Raw genomic sequence first — 16,321 nt, forward strand, 5'->3', positions numbered from 1 at the left:
CGACCGAAATGGTCACTTACTCAATCCATATAACTCGCAATACTCCACCCAGTCCATGCCGGCCATCTCGGCCACTTCCTTGTGCACTTCCAGGCGCTGTGCCTGATAGTCCTCAGCCGTCGCGGCAGTCAGTTGCAGCGTCAGCTCCCAGGCAAACAATCCCAGGCGCTCGGCCTCGGCTTCGAAGGCTTCATGCAAGCGCTCGTCGCGGTACTGCGCCGCGGTCTCGCCCTTGGCCTGAGCCAACAACGGGTTGAGGTTGTCGAGTTCGACGCGCAGTTCAGGGCGCTCATCGAGAAACTTCTTCAGCGCTTGCTCGTGTTGCTGTTCGGTTGCCGCCATGGTCGCTCCTTGAGGCTGGATTACGAAGACTGCTTCTTGCTGGCCTTGGCCGCTGCTGCCAGGCATTCGAGGGCAAACTGCTCGGGATACGTCATTTGAATCGGCGTGGTTTCACCTTTGACGGTTCTTTCGCCGTCGAGGATGTAACGAATCCGCTTGTCGGTGACGCCAATTCGCTTGGCAATCCAGGACGGCGTCTGACCGATCTGGCTGATCAGCTTGTCGGCATATTCAGCGGTCGGTTTGTAATATTCGGCGTTGGGTGTCATGACCTTTCCAGAAAATAAGCCCGGAAAACGGGCGATGCGGTGTTAATGGCGCGACAGGGTGCGCGAATCGTCACTCGGTGTCGCGGTATAAATGAAGTAAAGCAGAACGATACGCCGTGCCGCGGTGATACAGTCCGCTTTTTCTTGATGAGCGAACGCAATGCGAATTCTGATGGTGGCGCTGGCCGTAACGTTGCTGGCGGGATGCGCGGGCTCGGCGATGAACGACGCCCGCACTGGAACCCCTTACAAAACCCTGACGTCGGACAAACCGGAAAAAGTCGTCGCCCAGTGTGTGCAGTTTTCCTGGCAGGACGAGGCGGTGTTCGGTGTCGATGCGGGCGCGTATTTGCAGCCTGGCGAGAAGGGCGGCACCACCGTTTACACGCGCTCGGCAGAGTCCTTTGTGGACGTGAAGACTGACGCTTCCGCCACCGTGCTGAATTATTACGCGCAGCATGACGACTTTGTGGCCAAGCGCCGACTGGCGGCGTTGGCGACCTGCCTCTGAGGCCGACGCAGTACCCAATGTGGGAGCGGGCTTGCTCGCGAAGGCGGCGGGTCAGTCAACATCAATGTTGAATGAAAAACCGATTTCGCGAGCAAGCCCGCTCCCACAGGGTTTTGTGTGATCAGTAAGTCAGGCGCTTCTGGAAAAAGAAGCGCTTGTGGCCCGGCGGGTAGTCAGCGATCTGCCCGAACTCGCTGTAGCCCAGTTTCTTGTAGAACTCTGGCGCCTGGAAGTCGAAGGTGTCGAGCCAGACCCCGATGCATCCCTTCTCCCGCGCCAGGTCTTCAGCCATCTGCATCAGCTTCGACCCCATCCCCTGGCCCCGGGCCTGTTCCGGTACCGACAGCAATTCGATGTATAACCACTGGTAAAACATCCGACCATAGAGGCCGCCGAGGATCTCGTTGTTGTCGTCGCGGATCAGCAAGGCAATTGGCTCCGGTACCGTGAAGCCGGCCTTTGAGGCGTTATAGGCACGCAACGGCAGCACGATTGCATGTTCCTCGGCATCCGTGGGGTTTTGCGATAGTTCGATCCGCAGGGTCATCAGCTATTTCCGTATGGCTTGAGTGAACAACAGCCTCAAGACTATCGCGGCCAGCGGTCGTTGTTCCAGCCCCTCGGGCGGAACCGTCGCCAGCGCGCAGATGTCTAGCCTAAACAGCGTCATTCCAGAACGCGGCCTACGAGGACAATTCCGTGAATATTTTTGAAGCCTTGCGCGAAAGCCACGACCGCCAACGCACCTACGCCGATGCGCTGATCCAGACCAGCGGCGACACCCCCGAGCGGGTCGAGGCTTACAAGCAACTCAAGTCCGAACTTCAGGCCCACGAAACCGCTGAAGAGCGGCATTTCTACATCCCGCTGATGGAGTTCGATAACGGCGTCGACCTCAGCCGCCATGCCATTTCAGAACATCACGAGATGGACGAAATGATGGAGGAACTGGACGAGACCGAGATGTCCAGCCCGGCCTGGCTGGCGGTCGCGAAGAAGCTCGCCGAGAAGGTCAATCACCACCTGGAAGAGGAAGAGCAGAAGTTCTTCCAGATGGCCGGCAAGCTACTCGACGACAAACAGAAAGAGACGCTGGCGGGTCAGTATGAGAGGGAATACAAGGCTCAGCTTTCTTAGCGCCAGGCTTTCGTTTTCGCCTAAGATGTGCGCCTTCTGACGAAAAAAGGGATGCGTTGTCATGTCGAACACAGCCGAGCGGGTCAACCTCATCGAGTCTCAGGTGTTGTCCCACGACTGGTACCTGCTCAAGAAAATCACCTTCGATTACCTGCGCAACAACGGCGAATGGCAGCGCCAGACCCGCGAGGTCTATGACCGTGGCAACGGCGCGGCGATTTTGCTGTTCAACCGCGAAAAGAAAACCGTGGTGTTGACTCGGCAATTCCGGTTGCCGGTGTTCGTCAACGGCCACGATGGGTTGCTGATCGAAGTGGCGGCCGGGCTGCTAGAAGGTGCGGCGCCTGAAGAGCGCATCCGCGAAGAGGCTGAGGAAGAAACCGGTTATCGCGTGCACCACGTGCACAAGGTGTTTGAGGCTTACATGAGCCCAGGCTCGGTGACTGAAAAACTGCACTTCTTCATCGCTGAGTACGACGCTGCTTCCAAGGTCAGTGATGGCGGCGGGCTGGAGGAGGAGACCGAGGAACTGGAGGTGCTGGAGTGGAAGTTCGATGACGCGCTTGAGGCGTTTTATCGCGGGGAGATCTGCGATGCGAAGACCATCATGCTGTTGCAGTTTGCGGCGATGAAAAACATCTTCTCAGATCAGAAAAGCTAACACATGTAGCAGCTGGCGAAGCCTGCGTTCGGCTGCGAAGCAGTCGTCAATCCTGTGCACGCGGTTTTCCTGAAAGACCGCGGCGTCTGATTTCACGACTGCTGCGCAGCCGAACGCAGGCTTCGCCAGCTGCTACAGATCGTGTTGAGGCTTGCAATCCCGTCAGGTCGAAAACAAATCATCCATTCTGCTGTTGCCCGACCATTCGCATCCTTCCAGCGTCAACAGCCGTTCCTTCGCCTCAAGTCCACCGGCAAACCCGGTGAGTTTCCCCGAAGCGCCAATCACCCGATGACACGGTGCAACAATCGAAATCGGGTTCTTGCCATTCGCCGCACCCACCGCCCTCACTGCGCTGGGATTGCCGATCTGCCGGGCAATCTCGCTATAGCTGCGAGTCTCGCCAAACGGAATGGTCAGCAACGCCGCCCAGACCTTCTTCTGAAATTCCGTCCCGGCAAAATCCAGTTCCAGGTCGAAACGATTGCGCGTGCCCGCAAAGTATTCCCGTAGCTGCTGAGCGGTGCGCATCAGGATTGGATTATCCGGCGCCTCGCGCATCGGCCCAAGCCGCACCCGACCGGGTTTGTCGTTTTCCCAGAGGATGGCCGCCAGTCGCGAGCCGTTCGCGACCAGCTTCAACTCGCCCACCGGCGTGGCGAGGGTGATGAAGGTGTAACTCATGCCGGTGGACTCCGTAAAAGTGCTGAACTGGGGCCAAGCATACTGCCTCGACGGGGAGGCGCAATACGCAATCCCAGCCATACTTGCCTCTGCTCTTGAAGCCTTCCCTCTGTTTTTTTACAGAGCCTAAAAACAAAAAGAGACCGACTCATGAAGTTCGAACCTTTTGCCAAATCGCTGATTGCGACCTCATTGGCGCTCAGCTGCCTCAGTGCTTACGCGGCCTCCGTGGCGCCGGTTGCGGCCGAAAACGGCATGGTCGTCACCGCGCAGCATCTGGCCAGTCATGTGGGCGTCGATGTACTCAAGAACGGCGGCAATGCCGTCGATGCCGCAGTAGCGGTCGGTTACGCGCTGGCGGTGGTTTATCCCGCGGCGGGCAACCTGGGCGGCGGCGGTTTCATGACCATTCAGTTGGCGGACGGGCGCAAGACCTTCCTCGACTTCCGTGAAAAAGCACCGCTGGCCGCCACCGCCGACATGTACCTCGACAAGGAGGGCAACGTCGTCCCTGACCTGAGCACCCGTGGTCACTTGGCCGTTGGCGTGCCGGGCACCGTGTCCGGTATGGAGCTGGCGCTGAAGAAATACGGCACCAAACCGCGCAAGGAGGTGATCGCCCCGGCCATCAAGCTCGCCGAAGACGGTTTTGTGCTGGAGCAAGGCGATGTCGAGTTGCTGGAATATGCCACCGACGTATTCAAGAAGGACATCAAGGATTCCGGCTCGATATTCCTGAGCAACGGCGAGCCGATGCAAGTCGGTCAGAAACTGGTGCAAAAAGACCTCGGCAAGACCCTGCGGGAAATCTCCGAGAAGGGCGCCGATGGCTTCTATAAAGGCTGGGTGGCCGATGCCATCGTCACCGCCAGCCAGGCCAACAAAGGCATCATCACCCAGGCCGACCTCGACAAATACAAGACCCGCGAACTGGCCCCGATTGAATGCGATTACCGTGGCTACCATGTGGTCTCGGCACCGCCGCCAAGCTCTGGTGGCGTGGTGATTTGCGAGATCATGAACATTCTCGAAGGCTATCCGATGAAAGACCTGGGCTATCACTCGGCCCAGAGCATGCACTACCAGATTGAAGCGATGCGTCACGCCTACGTGGACCGCAACAGCTACCTGGGCGACCCGGATTTCGTGAAAAACCCGATCACCCATCTGCTGGATAAAAACTACGCCACCAAAGTCCGCACCGCCATCGATCCGCAAAAGGCCGGTGTGTCCCGCGAGCTCAAACCCGGCGTAGCGCCCCATGAAGGCAGCAACACCACCCATTACTCCATCGTCGATAAATGGGGCAACGCGGTTTCGGTGACCTACACCTTGAACGACTGGTTCGGCGCCGGCGTCATGGCCAGCAAAACCGGGGTCATCCTCAACGACGAAATGGACGATTTCACCTCGAAAATCGGCGTGCCAAACATGTACGGCCTGGTGCAAGGGGAGGCCAACGCCATCGCGCCCGGCAAGGCACCGCTGTCGTCCATGAGCCCGACCATCGTCACCAAGGACGGCAAAGTGGTAATGGTGGTCGGCACCCCCGGTGGCAGTCGCATCATCACCGCAACCTTGCTGACCATGCTCAACGTGATCGACTACGGCATGAACATCCAGGAAGCGGTCGATGCACCGCGTTTCCACCAGCAGTGGTTGCCGGAAGAGACCAACCTTGAGACCTTCACTACCAGCCCTGATACGGTGAAGATGCTCGAAAGTTGGGGGCACAAGTTTGCCGGGCCACAGGACGCCAACCATGTGGCGGCGATTCTGGTCGGCGCACCGTCGCTGGAAGGCAAACCGGTCGGCAAGAACCGTTTCTATGGGGCGAATGACCCACGTCGTAATACCGGGTTGTCGCTCGGTTATTGAGGGTTGTTTTTGAAAGGGGACGGATCTATTTTCGTCCCCTGATCCACTGACTTTTCAAGGAAGGGACCATGGCTACCGCACTGCTGATCATCGACGTCCAGCGCGCCCTGTGCACTGGTGAGTACGCCTGTTTTGAGATCAAGCGCGTTATCGAGAACATCAACGGCCTCAGTGCCAAGGCTCGCGAAGCAGGCATTCCGGTCATCCTCATCCAGCACGAAGAAAAGGGCGACCTGCTGCAGCACGGTTCCGAAGGCTGGCAACTGGCCGAAAGCCTGAAGACTTCGCCGCAAGACCTTCGCGTGCGAAAAACCAATAGAGACTCGTTCTACCGGACCCACTTGCAAGCCCAATTACAGGATTTGGGCATCGACCGCCTGATCATCTGCGGGCTGCAAACCGACTATTGCGTCAACGCCACTGTCCGCCAGGCCCTGAACCTGGGCTATGACGTCGTGCTCGCCGCCGATGCGCATTCCACCGTCGACAACGGCAACCTCGCCGCCGAAGACATTATCACCGAGCACAACGCAGACCTGGCGCACTTGACGGGGCCCGTGGCGCGGATCGACGTTATCCCGACCAGCGAAATCCGCATTTAAGTGCCGAAGATGTCGATCAACTCAGTCAAAAAAGCACTGACCAAATCCCGCTGACGCGCCGAATGCCTGACCGCCGCATGAAAGCCGACCTCATAGCGCAACAGCTCAGGATTCAGCGGATGCAACTGCCCCAGCTGTTCATGCTTCGCCGCATAGTGCTGCGGCAGAAAGCCCAAATGCTGGCCCGACAGGATGAGCAGGGCGGCGCCGTCCATGCTGTCCGTGAGCACCGTCAGGCGTTCTATCGAGGTGGGCGCCGGCATTTCCGGCAAAGGATGGCTGGGCCATACCCAATCGTAATCGCTGACGTCATCCCGGGTCAGCTCGCCCACTTGCTCGAACAGCGGATGAGTGGGGGCGCAGTAGGCGATCTGGGTTTCCTGGAATAACGCAAAGTAATCAATGTTAGGCAGACGGTGCCAGAAATAGCCGATCGCCAGATCGATATGGCCGTTGATGATTTTCTCTTCCAGCAGCGATGACGACAGCTCCGTGAAATGGAAATACAACCCTTCATGTCGGGACCGTAACCGCGCAATAGCCAAGGCGATTTTCTTGTTGGCCACCGGATCGATCTGACCGAGCAGGCCGATGTTGATGTTGCCTGACACCTTGCGATTGATGTGCTGGACTTCAACCCGGAACCCTTCGGCAGCCGCCAGCAATCGGCGCGCCGCCTCGACAAACTGACTGCCCTTGGGTGTCACCGAAAATCCGCCGCGCCCACGCTCGCAAAGACGAAATCCCACCCGCGCTTCCAGCGTCGCCAATTGCGCACTGATGGTGGGTTGAGTGGTATTGAGCGCCGTTTGCGCGGCCGAAATCCCGCCCGCCTCAACGACGGTCAGAAATACCCGGATCAAACGCAGATCCAGCTCCGATACAGTTCCCAGCATGCGTGCTCCCGATACTCACTCACATAGACGTGGATCTATGTAAACAGTGTGCCTGCGATATTTTACAGCCCTGATCAACGCCCTACATTGCAATGAAACCGGCACTTTGCCTATAAAAACAACAATCACCAGCATAGGAACACTCGTATGTCAGGGTCCCCTCAATCTGCGCAAGCCATCGAGGCGAGCAGCGGGTTGGCCATCGAAGGCCACTCGATCGATTACATTCCGGAAAACGAACGTCACGCCAAGCTCAGCAGCCAGGGCCCTTTCTGGTTTCTAGGCAACTTCCACTTCTTCACCATCTCCATCGGGTTTGTCGGCCCAAGCCTTGGCTTGTCGGCGCTGTGGACGATGTTGGCCGGTGCGCTGGGCATCATGTTCGGCACCATTTTCATGGCATTTCATGGCTCTCAGGGTCCGGAAATGGGCCTGCCGCAAATGATCCAGTCGCGTGCGCAGTTTGGTTATCGCGGGGTGATCCTGGCGTTGATGGCGACGATGTTTGTGTTCGTCGGATTCAACGTGGTGAACATCTCGCTGATCATGAACGGCCTCGAGCACGTGTTTGGTATTGACCCGACCATTGTTGCCGTAGCCGTGGTGCTGATCGGCGCGCTGCTGTCGATCTACGGCCACGACCTGATGCACAAAGCTTTCAAGTGGGCGTTGCTGGCCACGTTGCCGCTGTACGCGCTGGTCACCATCGCCTTGATGTTCGGCGCAGGCCAGGAGGGCATCACCCCGGCGACCGATCTGGGTTTCAGCTGGATTGCCTTTGCCACGCTGTTTGCCATTGGCGCGAGCTACAACATTTCCTATGCGCCTTATGTCTCCGACTATTCCCGTTACCTGCCGAAAAACACCAGTCGACCAAAACTGATCGCCGCCGTATTCATCGGCGCGTCGTTGTCGGGCGGCTGGATGATCGGTCTCGGGGCCTGGCTTGCGCAGCAGTTGAAAGCGGCGGATGCGCTGGTGGCGCTGAACCAGGTTGGCTCTTCGATGATTCCAGGCCTGGGCAATGTGTTGGTGATTGTCTCGGTGGCGGGCTTTCTGCCGATCATCGCGCTCAACACCTACAGCGCCATGCTGACGTTGCTGACGGGTGTGGACTCGATCAAAAAAATCACACCGACGCCTCGCGCCCGAGTGATGTCGATCTCCGCGATCAGCGTCATTCTGTTGACTTGTGTGCTGTCGATCAAAGGCGATGGCATCGCCCTGTTGAACACCTTCCTCGTGCTGCTCCTGTACTTTCTCGTGCCGTGGACCGCGGTCAATCTGGTGGACTACTTCTTCGTGCGCAAAGGCCGCTACGCGATCCCGCATTTCTTCACGCCGAAGGGCATTTATGGCGCCTGGCAATTTCGCGGCATCGTCTCTTATCTGATCGGCTTCGCCGCCATGGTGCCGTTCTTCTACATCTTTGATGCGGCGGCGGGCAAAGAGGTGTTCGTCGGGCCGCTGGCGAGGATGCTGGAAGGCGTGGATATCGCCTGGCTGGTGGGTCTGGTGGTCTCGGGCCTGACGTATTACCTCCTCAGCCGTTCGATAGACCTTGAGTACGAGCGCCGGATCATCGATTCGATTACTGAGAACGACATTGTTTCCATGGCTCATCAGTCTGTGGAGGAGGGGCGTTGAACAGCGCAAAAAATACCGTGGTCGCTTGCTGCCAACTGGCGCCGAAAATAGGCGACCTCGCTTACAACCGGAAGCTGACCGAACGAGCGATTCGTTCGGCGGCTTACCAAGGCGCCCAGGTGGTGGTGCTACCTGAGCTGGTCCAGAGCGGCTACCTGTTTGCCGACCGCAGCGAAGCCCTGTCCCTGGCGGAAACCGTCGAAGGACCGACCTTGCGTCTGTGGACGGCGCTGGCCCGGGAACTGAACATCGTGGTGGTGGGGGGATTCTGCGAGCGGTTAGCCGGCGATGAACTGGCCAACAGCGCGGCGATGATCGATGCCCAAGGCCTGCGCGCCGTGTACCGCAAGGCGCACCTCTGGGATGGCGAGAACGAAATCTTCAGCGCTGGCAACGACGCGCCGCCGGTTGTAGAAACCGTTCATGGACGGATTGGCATGCTGATTTGCTACGACCTGGAATTCCCCGAGTGGGTGCGACTGCCGGCGCTGGCCGGTGCGGATCTGCTCTGCGCACCGGTCAATTGGCCCGATGGGCCACGGCCGCAAACCGAGCGTCCGGCGGAAGTTGTGCGAGTCCAGGCCAACGCCTCGGTCAACCGAATGTTCATCGCCGCGTGTGATCGGCATGGTCATGAACGTGGGGTCAGTTGGGTGCAGGGCTCGGTGATCGTCGATGCCGATGGCTACCCTGTGGCAGGGCCGGCGGAGCAGGGGGGCGAGCAGATTTTGCTGGCGACGCTGAACCTTGCTGGGGCGCGGAACAAGCGAATCAGTGCGCGTAATGATTTGCATCGGGATCGGCGGTCGCAGTTGTATGGGGTGAATAGTTTGGTTGAGTAATGCGGGTGGACGTTTTGTGACGGAGGGGCTGTGGCATGTCGACATGGCACTAAAGCGAATAAAACGATTGAAAAAAACCTCTATAAGCTTTAAACGGGAGGCTCGCCGGCGCATTGCTGGCAAACAGTACGTGAGTATCGCCAGTTTCTGGCTCAGGGAGCGCTGATGAGTTTTCGTCCATTGACCGACTCTGCGCGGCAATCGAACGATTGCGACGTTGTTGCCTCTCAACAAAAAGAGAATTCGGATACTGTCGGCCTGGCCTACGCCGGCAACGAGGACACGATCGAACAACTGCTGGAGTCAGCGCGCAACTGGGCCCACACCACCGCCTGGGTCGTTTACCGTGCCGGTGAACAAATGCATTGGGTCGGGCAGGGCAACCCGCTGGAGCAGTGGCCGTCAAGCGTTGCGAATGACGAGTTTGAAGCCTTTTGCCTGTCCATGCAGTTGCACCGCTGGCCGACCGGTAGAGGCGAAAGTGTGCTGGGTTGGCTACTCGCGCCAGTCAACGATGCCGGGGAACCGGCGCTCGCCGAGTTTGCCCGGCGCCTGGGCATTCAGGTTCAGACCAGTACCCTTGCCCGTGCGCAGATTACTCAGCGTGTGCTGTATGAAATTACCTACCTGGCCAGTTCGACCCGCGACCGGTCGGTGTTTCTGGTGGGGGTTCACCGCCTGCTGGCTAGCCTGATCGACGCCGAGAACTTTTATCTGGCGCTGTATGACCCGCACAGCGGCAAGATTGACTACCCGTATTACGTCGACATCATCGACGTTGATGCCGTGGAATCCTCGCACTACGAATACCTTGATCCTTCGCACCTGTCGTTGACCGGCCAGGTGTTGACCACTGGCCAGCCGTTGCTGATCGACGCCGCCGGCATTCTTGCGGCTCAGGCCGAGGACCGTTTTTACTGCGTGGGTGATCGTCCCGAATTCTGGATGGGCGCACCGTTGAAAAATGCCTCGGATGACGTGTTCGGCATGCTTGCCATGCAGGTCTACGACGTTTCGCGTACCTACAGCGCCGAAGACCGCGCGCTGTTTCTGGTGGTGGCGCGCCACGTGGCCATGGCGCTGGACCGGATTCTGCACCGAGAGGACCTGGAAGCGACGGTGATGCGTCGAACCCTGGAGCTGTCGGCACTCAACGACGCATTGAGGCAGGAAGTGGCAGAACGAGAGCGCGCCGAACATCTGCAGAGCGCGCTGTTCCAGATTGCTGAATTGTCGAGCCAGCCTGGCGACATGGCTGAGTTGTTTCAAACCTTGCACGGCATCGTCGGTGATCTGCTGTTCGCGCGGAACTTCTACATTGCGCTGTTCGACGACGCGACCAGTGAAGTGACCTTTCCGTATTACGTTGATGAGCGGCAAACGACCTGCCCGGTGGCACGGCGTGGGAGCCGGGGCTTGACCGAGTACGTTATCCGTCAGCGTCGACCTTGCCTGATTGACGCCGACGAAGCTGAGCGATTGACTGCGCACGGTGAAATCGAAGTTGCCGATGCGTATTTGCAATCCTATTCCTGGCTGGGCATCCCCTTGTTCGATGGCGATGTGGTGCGCGGCGTGCTCGCGGTGCAAAGCTATACCTCGCGGGTGCGGTATACCCTGCGTGACCAGGAACTGCTGACGTTTGTGTCGCGGCACATTGACACAGCGTTGTCACGACGCACGGCCGCCGAAGCGATCCATGCCGCCAACCTCAAGCTGGAAGCCCGGGTGCAGAACCGCACCCGCGAGCTCGATCACGCCAATGCCAAGTTGCAACACGAAAACTCCCACGATGCGCTGACCGGGCTGCCGAATCGTACCTACCTGCAACAGCGCCTCAACACGGCCTGGTCGCAGTTCGGCAGCGAAGGCGGGCACCTGGCGGTGATGTTCATCGACCTCGACCGGTTCAAGATGGTCAACGACAGCCTCGGTCACCATTTTGGCGATCTGCTGCTGATGCAGGCCGCCCACCGTTTACGCGGTTGTCTGCGCGACACCGACATGCTGGCGCGCCTGGGGGGCGATGAATTTTCGGTGCTGGCTCCCGAGGCGCCGCTGGACGTGGTGATCGACATCGCCGAACGGATTCTGGTGGCGTTTGACCTGCCGTTTTTCATCAATGGCTATGAAGTTTTTTCGTCCTGCAGTATCGGTATTGTCAGCGCGGACAGTCAGTTCCATCACGAGCCAGCCGACTTGCTGCGCGATGCCGATGCGGCGATGTACCGGGTCAAGAGTGCCGGGCGCGACAGCTACGCGGTGTTCAATCAGGAAGTGCGCCGCGAAGTTTCGGATCAGGTTGAGCGTGAAGGGGCCTTGCGCAATGCGCTCAAACGTACCGACGAACTGCTGCCGTATTTCCAACCGATTGTCAGCGTCGAAACCGGCGAACTGTTGGCCCTTGAAGCGCTGATCCGTTGGCATCAGCCAGGCGGCCGGGTGATCGCGCCGGGCGAGTTTTTACCGGACGTCGAAGGTTTGCGTCTGATCGGTCGACTGGACCTGTACATGCTGACCAGCATCGCAGTGATCCTCGCACAGCCCGAGCACGCCAATTGGCCTGCGGTGCACGTCAATTGCTCCAGCTACAGCATGACGCGTCCGGACTTCGCCAGTGATGTGCTTGCGCTGTTGGCGCGGTACGGGGTTTCGCCGTCGCGGATCTGCCTGGAGTTGACCGAAGGTGCGTTGGTCGCTGAGCCGGCGATTGCCCGACTGACCATGCAGCAATTGGCCGACAACGGCATGTCGGTGGTGCTCGATGACTTCGGTGCAGGGTTTTCATCCCTGAGCTATGTGCATCAATACCGTTTCAGCGGCTTGAAGATCGACAAGTCGTTCATCCTCGAATTGACCACCAGTCCCCGCAGTCGCGCAATCGTCCGGGCGATTGTGCGGATGGCCGAATCGCTGGACCTCAGCGTGGTGGCCGAAGGTGTCGAGGATGAAGCGACGCTGGACTTGCTGCGCGAAATGGGCGCAGGGCAGGCCCAGGGTTATTACTTTGCCAAGCCGATGGGGTTGGAGGCGTTGTTGGCGAGTTCGCTGCTCGGTCGCTAGCGTGCCAGTCCGGCCATGCTCTGGTGGATAAGCCCGCTATACAAACGTAACCTTGCCAGTTCGCTTCCCAAGACAAGAAAAAAACCAGGAGTCATTGATGCAACCGATCCGTCTCGGTCTGGTGGGCTACGGCAAGATTGCCCGGGATCAACACGTCCCCGCTATCAACGCCAACCCTGCGTTCCAGTTGGTCTCTGTCGCAACACAAGGGCAGCCCTGCGCCGGGGTAGCGAACTTTCAGTCCCTGAGCGAGCTGCTCGAAAACGGCCCGTCCGTCGATGCGATTGCGTTTTGCACGCCGCCGCAAGGACGATACGTTCTGGTGCAACAAGCGCTGGCCGCTGGCAAACACGTGCTGGTCGAAAAACCGCCGTGCGCCACGTTGGGTGAAGCGATGGCGTTGGTGAATCAGGCAGATGAGCAAGGCGTCAGCGGTCTGTTCGCCTGGCATTCACGCTACGCGCCCGGCATCGAAGCCGCCCGCAACTGGCTGGCCACCCGCACCCTGCAAAGCGTACAGATCGACTGGAAGGAAGACGTGCGCAAGTGGCACCCAGGCCAGGCATGGATCTGGCAGCCCGGAGGCCTGGGCGTCTTCGATCCCGGCATCAATGCTTTGTCGATTGCAACCCATCTGCTGGCGCTGCCGCTGTTTGTCGAGTCTGCCGAACTGCGAGTTCCCAGCAACTGCCAGTCGCCTATCGCCGCTTCGATTAAAATGTCTGACGCGCACCACCTCGATGTTCGCGCGGAGTTCGATTTCGACCACGGTCACGAAGAACTTTGGAGCATCGAGATTCGCTGCTCCGAAGGCATCCTGAGACTGGACAACGGTGGTGCCCTGTTGAGCATTGACGGCGTGCGCCAAGCCGTATCGGAGGAAGGCGAGTACGCGGCGGTGTATCGACATTTTCAACAGCTGATTGGCGACAAAGCCAGTGACCTGGACCTCCAGCCGCTGCGACTGGTTGCCGACAGCTTTTTTGTCGGCAGTCGGGCGTTGGTTGCGCCGTTCTACGATTAGCGTCCGCTCAGAAACGCAGAGGTGGGCGAAAGGCACGCTGTTGCGTGCCTGGGTTTTGTCGACCACCTCGTAGAAGTGCCGCGCAGGTGAAACTCAGTTGGTGACCAACAGTTCCGGGCCGAGGTAGTCGTTGATGTGGTCGATATCGTCGTCGCCCAGACTGCCCACCGAAGAGGCCAGGCGCAGGCGCGACATCAAGTAGCGCAGCTTGGCCTCGAACAGATCGTGGCGCGCAACGAAGAGCAGCTCTTCGGCATTGAGGACGTCCGCATTGGTGCTGGTGCCACCCTCTTTGAAGCCCTTGCGTGTCGAATTCAGTGAGCGTTCGTTGGACTCCACTGCCTTCTCCAGCGCGCGAATACGTTGGGCGCCGCTCTCTACGCCGCGATACTCACGGGTGGTACCGGTGATGACTTCCTGGCGCGTGGCGTCGAGTTCGTCCAGGGCCTTATAGCTATTGGCACTGGCCTGGCGTGTCAACGCGCTGGTGCCGCCACCGCTGTACAACGGGAAGTTTACTTCCAGCCCGATTGAGCCGTAGCGGTTGCGTTGATTCAACTCGGAGATTGATTGGCTCTGACCCGCGGTGTAGCCGGCCACGAAATCCAGTGTTGGCCAGTGGCCGGCCTTGGCGCGCTTCACTTCTTCTTCGGCGAGGTCGCTGCTATGACGGCGCGCATGGATCAGCGGGCTGTCGGCCTGGGCTTTGACCAACCAGTCTTGCAGGTTGCTCGGCAGCAGCGGTGGTGTATCGAAGCTCGGACGCAAAGTGGTCAGCGATTCGGGGGTTTCACCGATAAATTCCTCAAGCTTGCGGCGCGCGTTGACCAGGTTGTCCTGCGCTTCGATCAGCTCAACCGCGGCGAGGTCGTGGCGAGCGGCCGACTCGTCGATGTCGGTGATGGTCCCGGCCCCCAACTCCATGCGCCGTTTCGCCGAAGCGAGTTGCTCGTCGAAGGCGTTCAGTTTGGACTTGGCAAGGGTGATGGTTTCGCTGGCCAGGAGTACGTCGAAATAGCTTTCAGCCAGGCGCACTGCGGCGTCCTGACTCTTGGCATCGAACACCGCGACGCTGTAGTCGGCACGCTGCTTGCCCTGGCGGTACTCGGCCATCTTCTGTTTGTTGAACAGCGGCTGGCGCAGGCGCACGTTAGCGCCCTTGGAGGTGTAGTCGAGATCTCTATCGACGCCGCTCTGGCGTTGGGTGCCATTGACCTTGTTGTCGTAGGCCGAGGCATTGATTTGCGGTAGCAGACCGGCCCTGCCGATGTCGCGGTTTTGTGCACCAGCCTCCTTTTCATGCACGGCGGCGCGATAGACGGGGCCTTGATACTGCAACAGATCCCAGGCTTGTTTGAGGTCCATGGCGCTGGTCGGGAGGGACAGCGCCAGCAGGCAGAAGAACAGGCAATGACGGTCCATTTCATTGTTCCTTGAAGGAGCTGTCAACACGCTCAAGCATCGGTTTGAGAAGATAGCTCATCATGTTGCGCTCGCCAGTCTTGATGGTGACGCTGGCGGGCATACCGGGACGAATGTGATTGCTGCCAAGAAGGCTCATGCCATCGGGCGTGACTTCTACCTGAGCCAGGTAGAACGGTTGCTTGCTTTCCTCGTCGAGCAGGCGGTCAGCGGAGACGGTCTTCACGCGGCCGGGTATGTTGGGCGTCCGGGCATGGTTGAAGGCCGGGAAGGATATGTCCACGGCCAGGCCGGGGACCATCTTGTCGATGGCTTGCACGGGAATCATCGCGTCGACCTGCAGCGGTTCGTTGTCCGGAACGATTTCCATGATCTTGAAGCCGGGCTGAATGATCCCGCCGATGGTGGCGATGCTCAGAGACTGGACCATGCCATCGATGGGCGATCGAATCACCGTGTGGGTCACTTCATAGTCCAGCGCACGCAAGCGGTCGGCCAGGGTGGTGTTTTCCTTGGCGGTGTCGGTGAGCTGCGATTCGACTTCCTTCAGGTAATCGTGCTGGCGCTGCAGGATGCGCAGCTTGATTTCGGTGGTCTGGCTACGCACACGAGCGATGTTGTTGAGGTTCTCGGCCTGGCCGGCGGAGAGGTCGGCATTGCTGCGTTCCAGCTCAAGCAGACGGTTGCGCGGGACATAGCCTTCGGCCGCCAGCGCGCGGGTGCCTGTTAGTTCCTGGCTGAGGAAGTTGATCTGCGAGGCGCGGGCGCCATAGACCTGCTGCAGACCCTTGAGCTGCACCGCCGACGCCGCGAGGTTTTCCTGCAGGATGCTGATTTCGCCAGCGAGGCCGGCGCGTCGGGTGTCCAGCAGGCGTTGTTGCAGATCCATGGCGGCCATCAGGCGCTGGTCATTCCCGAAGCGCTTGAACAATTCGGGATCGTAGATCACCACATCGCGACCGTCACGTTCCGCTTCCAGGCGGTTTTCCACCGTCTTGCTGACGATGTACTGGGCGCTGACTGCACCTTGTTCGGCAGCGGCACGCAGCGAGTCAAGGCGGACCACCTCCTGGCCCTTTTTCACTGTATCGCCTTCGCGAACCAGAATGGCCTCCACGGTACCGCCGCTCAGATGCTGCACGGCTTTGCGATTGCTGGTGACTTTTACCGTGCCTGTCGCTACCACGCCGGCATCCAGCGGCGCCAGCCAGGACCACAGGAGGAAGCCGCCGAAGCCGGCGAGCATCAGCAACATGCCCCAGCGCACGGGTTTACCGACGTCCAGATCCACCACGTTCCTGGGATCGGCGAGAATCATGTCGGTGTGTTGGCTCATTTGCATG

16 protein-coding genes are annotated in these 16,321 nt (G+C 59.2%); 9 read left to right on the forward strand and 7 right to left on the reverse strand.

The window, feature by feature from the left end; translation table 11 throughout:
• Window positions 1-12: 12 nt before the first annotated feature.
• Both ACMXYI_RS17345 and ACMXYI_RS17350 read right to left on the reverse strand, forming a co-directional pair.
• Entirely contained in the window at window positions 13-342 is a 330-nt protein-coding gene (locus tag ACMXYI_RS17345; RefSeq protein WP_415768267.1) for a DUF6388 family protein, read from the reverse strand.
• Window positions 343-362: 20 nt separating this feature from the next.
• Complete coding sequence (locus ACMXYI_RS17350) at window positions 363-611, reverse strand: hypothetical protein (RefSeq protein ID WP_008154823.1); 249 nt, start codon at window positions 609-611, stop codon at window positions 363-365.
• Between the two features lie 160 nt (window positions 612-771).
• On the opposite strand from ACMXYI_RS17350, the gene ACMXYI_RS17355 reads away from it, so the two are divergent.
• Entirely contained in the window at window positions 772-1,122 is a 351-nt protein-coding gene (locus ACMXYI_RS17355; RefSeq protein ID WP_008154821.1) for a hypothetical protein, read from the forward strand.
• Between the two features lie 121 nt (window positions 1,123-1,243).
• Here the strand turns inward: ACMXYI_RS17355 and ACMXYI_RS17360 are convergent, their stop codons facing one another.
• Complete coding sequence (locus ACMXYI_RS17360) at window positions 1,244-1,669, reverse strand: GNAT family N-acetyltransferase (RefSeq protein WP_415768268.1); 426 nt, start codon at window positions 1,667-1,669, stop codon at window positions 1,244-1,246.
• Window positions 1,670-1,821: 152 nt separating this feature from the next.
• On the opposite strand from ACMXYI_RS17360, the gene ACMXYI_RS17365 reads away from it, so the two are divergent.
• Together ACMXYI_RS17365 and ACMXYI_RS17370 are read left to right on the forward strand one after the other, a co-directional pair.
• The gene (locus ACMXYI_RS17365; protein WP_415768269.1) at window positions 1,822-2,259 is read left to right on the forward strand and encodes a hemerythrin domain-containing protein; all 438 of its coding nucleotides are present in this window, start codon (window positions 1,822-1,824) and stop codon (window positions 2,257-2,259) included.
• A gap of 61 nt (window positions 2,260-2,320) precedes the next feature.
• Window positions 2,321-2,920 carry an NUDIX domain-containing protein gene (locus ACMXYI_RS17370; RefSeq protein ID WP_415768270.1) on the forward strand — a complete coding sequence of 200 codons (600 nt, stop codon included), beginning with the start codon at window positions 2,321-2,323 and terminating at the stop codon, window positions 2,918-2,920.
• 162 nt (window positions 2,921-3,082) lie between these two features.
• Here ACMXYI_RS17370 and ACMXYI_RS17375 read toward each other — a convergent pair whose 3' ends face one another.
• Entirely contained in the window at window positions 3,083-3,604 is a 522-nt protein-coding gene (locus ACMXYI_RS17375; RefSeq protein WP_415768271.1) for a methylated-DNA--[protein]-cysteine S-methyltransferase, read from the reverse strand.
• Window positions 3,605-3,754: 150 nt separating this feature from the next.
• Here ACMXYI_RS17375 and ggt point away from each other — a divergent pair, with 150 nt between their 5' ends.
• Together ggt and ACMXYI_RS17385 are read left to right on the forward strand one after the other, a co-directional pair.
• The gene (gene ggt / locus ACMXYI_RS17380) at window positions 3,755-5,482 is read left to right on the forward strand and encodes a gamma-glutamyltransferase (protein ID WP_415768272.1); all 1,728 of its coding nucleotides are present in this window, start codon (window positions 3,755-3,757) and stop codon (window positions 5,480-5,482) included.
• A 68-nt stretch (window positions 5,483-5,550) separates the two neighbouring features.
• Window positions 5,551-6,084 (forward strand): cysteine hydrolase family protein, encoded by a 534-nt coding sequence (locus tag ACMXYI_RS17385; protein WP_415768274.1) that lies wholly within the window; start codon window positions 5,551-5,553, stop codon window positions 6,082-6,084.
• On the opposite strand, the gene ACMXYI_RS17390 is transcribed toward ACMXYI_RS17385, so the two are convergent.
• The gene (locus tag ACMXYI_RS17390) at window positions 6,081-6,980 is read right to left on the reverse strand and encodes a LysR family transcriptional regulator (protein ID WP_415768275.1); all 900 of its coding nucleotides are present in this window, start codon (window positions 6,978-6,980) and stop codon (window positions 6,081-6,083) included. The two genes, ACMXYI_RS17385 and ACMXYI_RS17390, sit on opposite strands and share 4 nt — an antisense overlap.
• A 147-nt stretch (window positions 6,981-7,127) precedes the next feature.
• Here ACMXYI_RS17390 and ACMXYI_RS17395 point away from each other — a divergent pair, with 147 nt between their 5' ends.
• The 4 genes from ACMXYI_RS17395 (at window position 7,128) to ACMXYI_RS17410 (ending at window position 13,556) form a co-directional block, all read left to right on the forward strand.
• The gene (locus ACMXYI_RS17395; protein ID WP_415768276.1) at window positions 7,128-8,627 is read left to right on the forward strand and encodes a purine-cytosine permease family protein; all 1,500 of its coding nucleotides are present in this window, start codon (window positions 7,128-7,130) and stop codon (window positions 8,625-8,627) included.
• A complete protein-coding gene (locus ACMXYI_RS17400) occupies window positions 8,624-9,469 on the forward strand; it encodes a nitrilase family protein (RefSeq protein WP_415768277.1) in 846 nt (281 codons plus the stop codon). Before ACMXYI_RS17395 ends, ACMXYI_RS17400 begins: the two co-directional genes overlap by 4 nt.
• Before the next feature lie 165 nt (window positions 9,470-9,634).
• The gene (locus ACMXYI_RS17405; RefSeq protein ID WP_415768278.1) at window positions 9,635-12,532 is read left to right on the forward strand and encodes an EAL domain-containing protein; all 2,898 of its coding nucleotides are present in this window, start codon (window positions 9,635-9,637) and stop codon (window positions 12,530-12,532) included.
• Between the two features lie 97 nt (window positions 12,533-12,629).
• The gene (locus ACMXYI_RS17410) at window positions 12,630-13,556 is read left to right on the forward strand and encodes a Gfo/Idh/MocA family protein (RefSeq protein ID WP_415768279.1); all 927 of its coding nucleotides are present in this window, start codon (window positions 12,630-12,632) and stop codon (window positions 13,554-13,556) included.
• A 93-nt stretch (window positions 13,557-13,649) separates the two neighbouring features.
• Here ACMXYI_RS17410 and ACMXYI_RS17415 read toward each other — a convergent pair whose 3' ends face one another.
• Window positions 13,650-14,978 carry a TolC family outer membrane protein gene (locus ACMXYI_RS17415; RefSeq protein WP_415768280.1) on the reverse strand — a complete coding sequence of 443 codons (1,329 nt, stop codon included), beginning with the start codon at window positions 14,976-14,978 and terminating at the stop codon, window positions 13,650-13,652.
• A gap of 1 nt (window position 14,979) precedes the next feature.
• Window positions 14,980-16,320: an HlyD family type I secretion periplasmic adaptor subunit gene (locus ACMXYI_RS17420; protein ID WP_415768281.1), complete on the reverse strand. Its 1,341-nt coding sequence runs from the start codon at window positions 16,318-16,320 to the stop codon at window positions 14,980-14,982.
• Window position 16,321: the final 1 nt, after the last annotated feature.

Origin of the sequence: Pseudomonas lyxosi (assembly GCF_047758685.1) — a bacterium.
Taxonomy (GTDB): Bacteria; Pseudomonadota; Gammaproteobacteria; order Pseudomonadales; family Pseudomonadaceae; genus Aquipseudomonas; species Aquipseudomonas lyxosi.

Excerpts from the sequence above, each read along its gene's own strand:
- ACMXYI_RS17345 (WP_415768267.1), bottom strand. The coding sequence starts at position 342 with ATGGCGGCAACCGAACAGCAACACGAGCAAGCGCTGAAGAAGTTTCTC.
- ACMXYI_RS17350 (WP_008154823.1), bottom strand. The coding sequence starts at position 611 with ATGACACCCAACGCCGAATATTACAAACCGACCGCTGAATATGCCGAC.
- ACMXYI_RS17355 (WP_008154821.1), top strand. The coding sequence starts at position 772 with ATGCGAATTCTGATGGTGGCGCTGGCCGTAACGTTGCTGGCGGGATGC.
- ACMXYI_RS17360 (WP_415768268.1), bottom strand. The coding sequence starts at position 1,669 with ATGACCCTGCGGATCGAACTATCGCAAAACCCCACGGATGCCGAGGAA.
- ACMXYI_RS17370 (WP_415768270.1), top strand. The coding sequence starts at position 2,321 with ATGTCGAACACAGCCGAGCGGGTCAACCTCATCGAGTCTCAGGTGTTG.
- ACMXYI_RS17375 (WP_415768271.1), bottom strand. The coding sequence starts at position 3,604 with ATGAGTTACACCTTCATCACCCTCGCCACGCCGGTGGGCGAGTTGAAG.
- ggt (WP_415768272.1), top strand. The coding sequence starts at position 3,755 with ATGAAGTTCGAACCTTTTGCCAAATCGCTGATTGCGACCTCATTGGCG.
- ACMXYI_RS17385 (WP_415768274.1), top strand. The coding sequence starts at position 5,551 with ATGGCTACCGCACTGCTGATCATCGACGTCCAGCGCGCCCTGTGCACT.
- ACMXYI_RS17390 (WP_415768275.1), bottom strand. The coding sequence starts at position 6,980 with ATGCTGGGAACTGTATCGGAGCTGGATCTGCGTTTGATCCGGGTATTT.
- ACMXYI_RS17395 (WP_415768276.1), top strand. The coding sequence starts at position 7,128 with ATGTCAGGGTCCCCTCAATCTGCGCAAGCCATCGAGGCGAGCAGCGGG.
- ACMXYI_RS17405 (WP_415768278.1), top strand. The coding sequence starts at position 9,635 with ATGAGTTTTCGTCCATTGACCGACTCTGCGCGGCAATCGAACGATTGC.
- ACMXYI_RS17410 (WP_415768279.1), top strand. The coding sequence starts at position 12,630 with ATGCAACCGATCCGTCTCGGTCTGGTGGGCTACGGCAAGATTGCCCGG.
- ACMXYI_RS17415 (WP_415768280.1), bottom strand. The coding sequence starts at position 14,978 with ATGGACCGTCATTGCCTGTTCTTCTGCCTGCTGGCGCTGTCCCTCCCG.
- ACMXYI_RS17420 (WP_415768281.1), bottom strand. The coding sequence starts at position 16,320 with ATGCAAATGAGCCAACACACCGACATGATTCTCGCCGATCCCAGGAAC.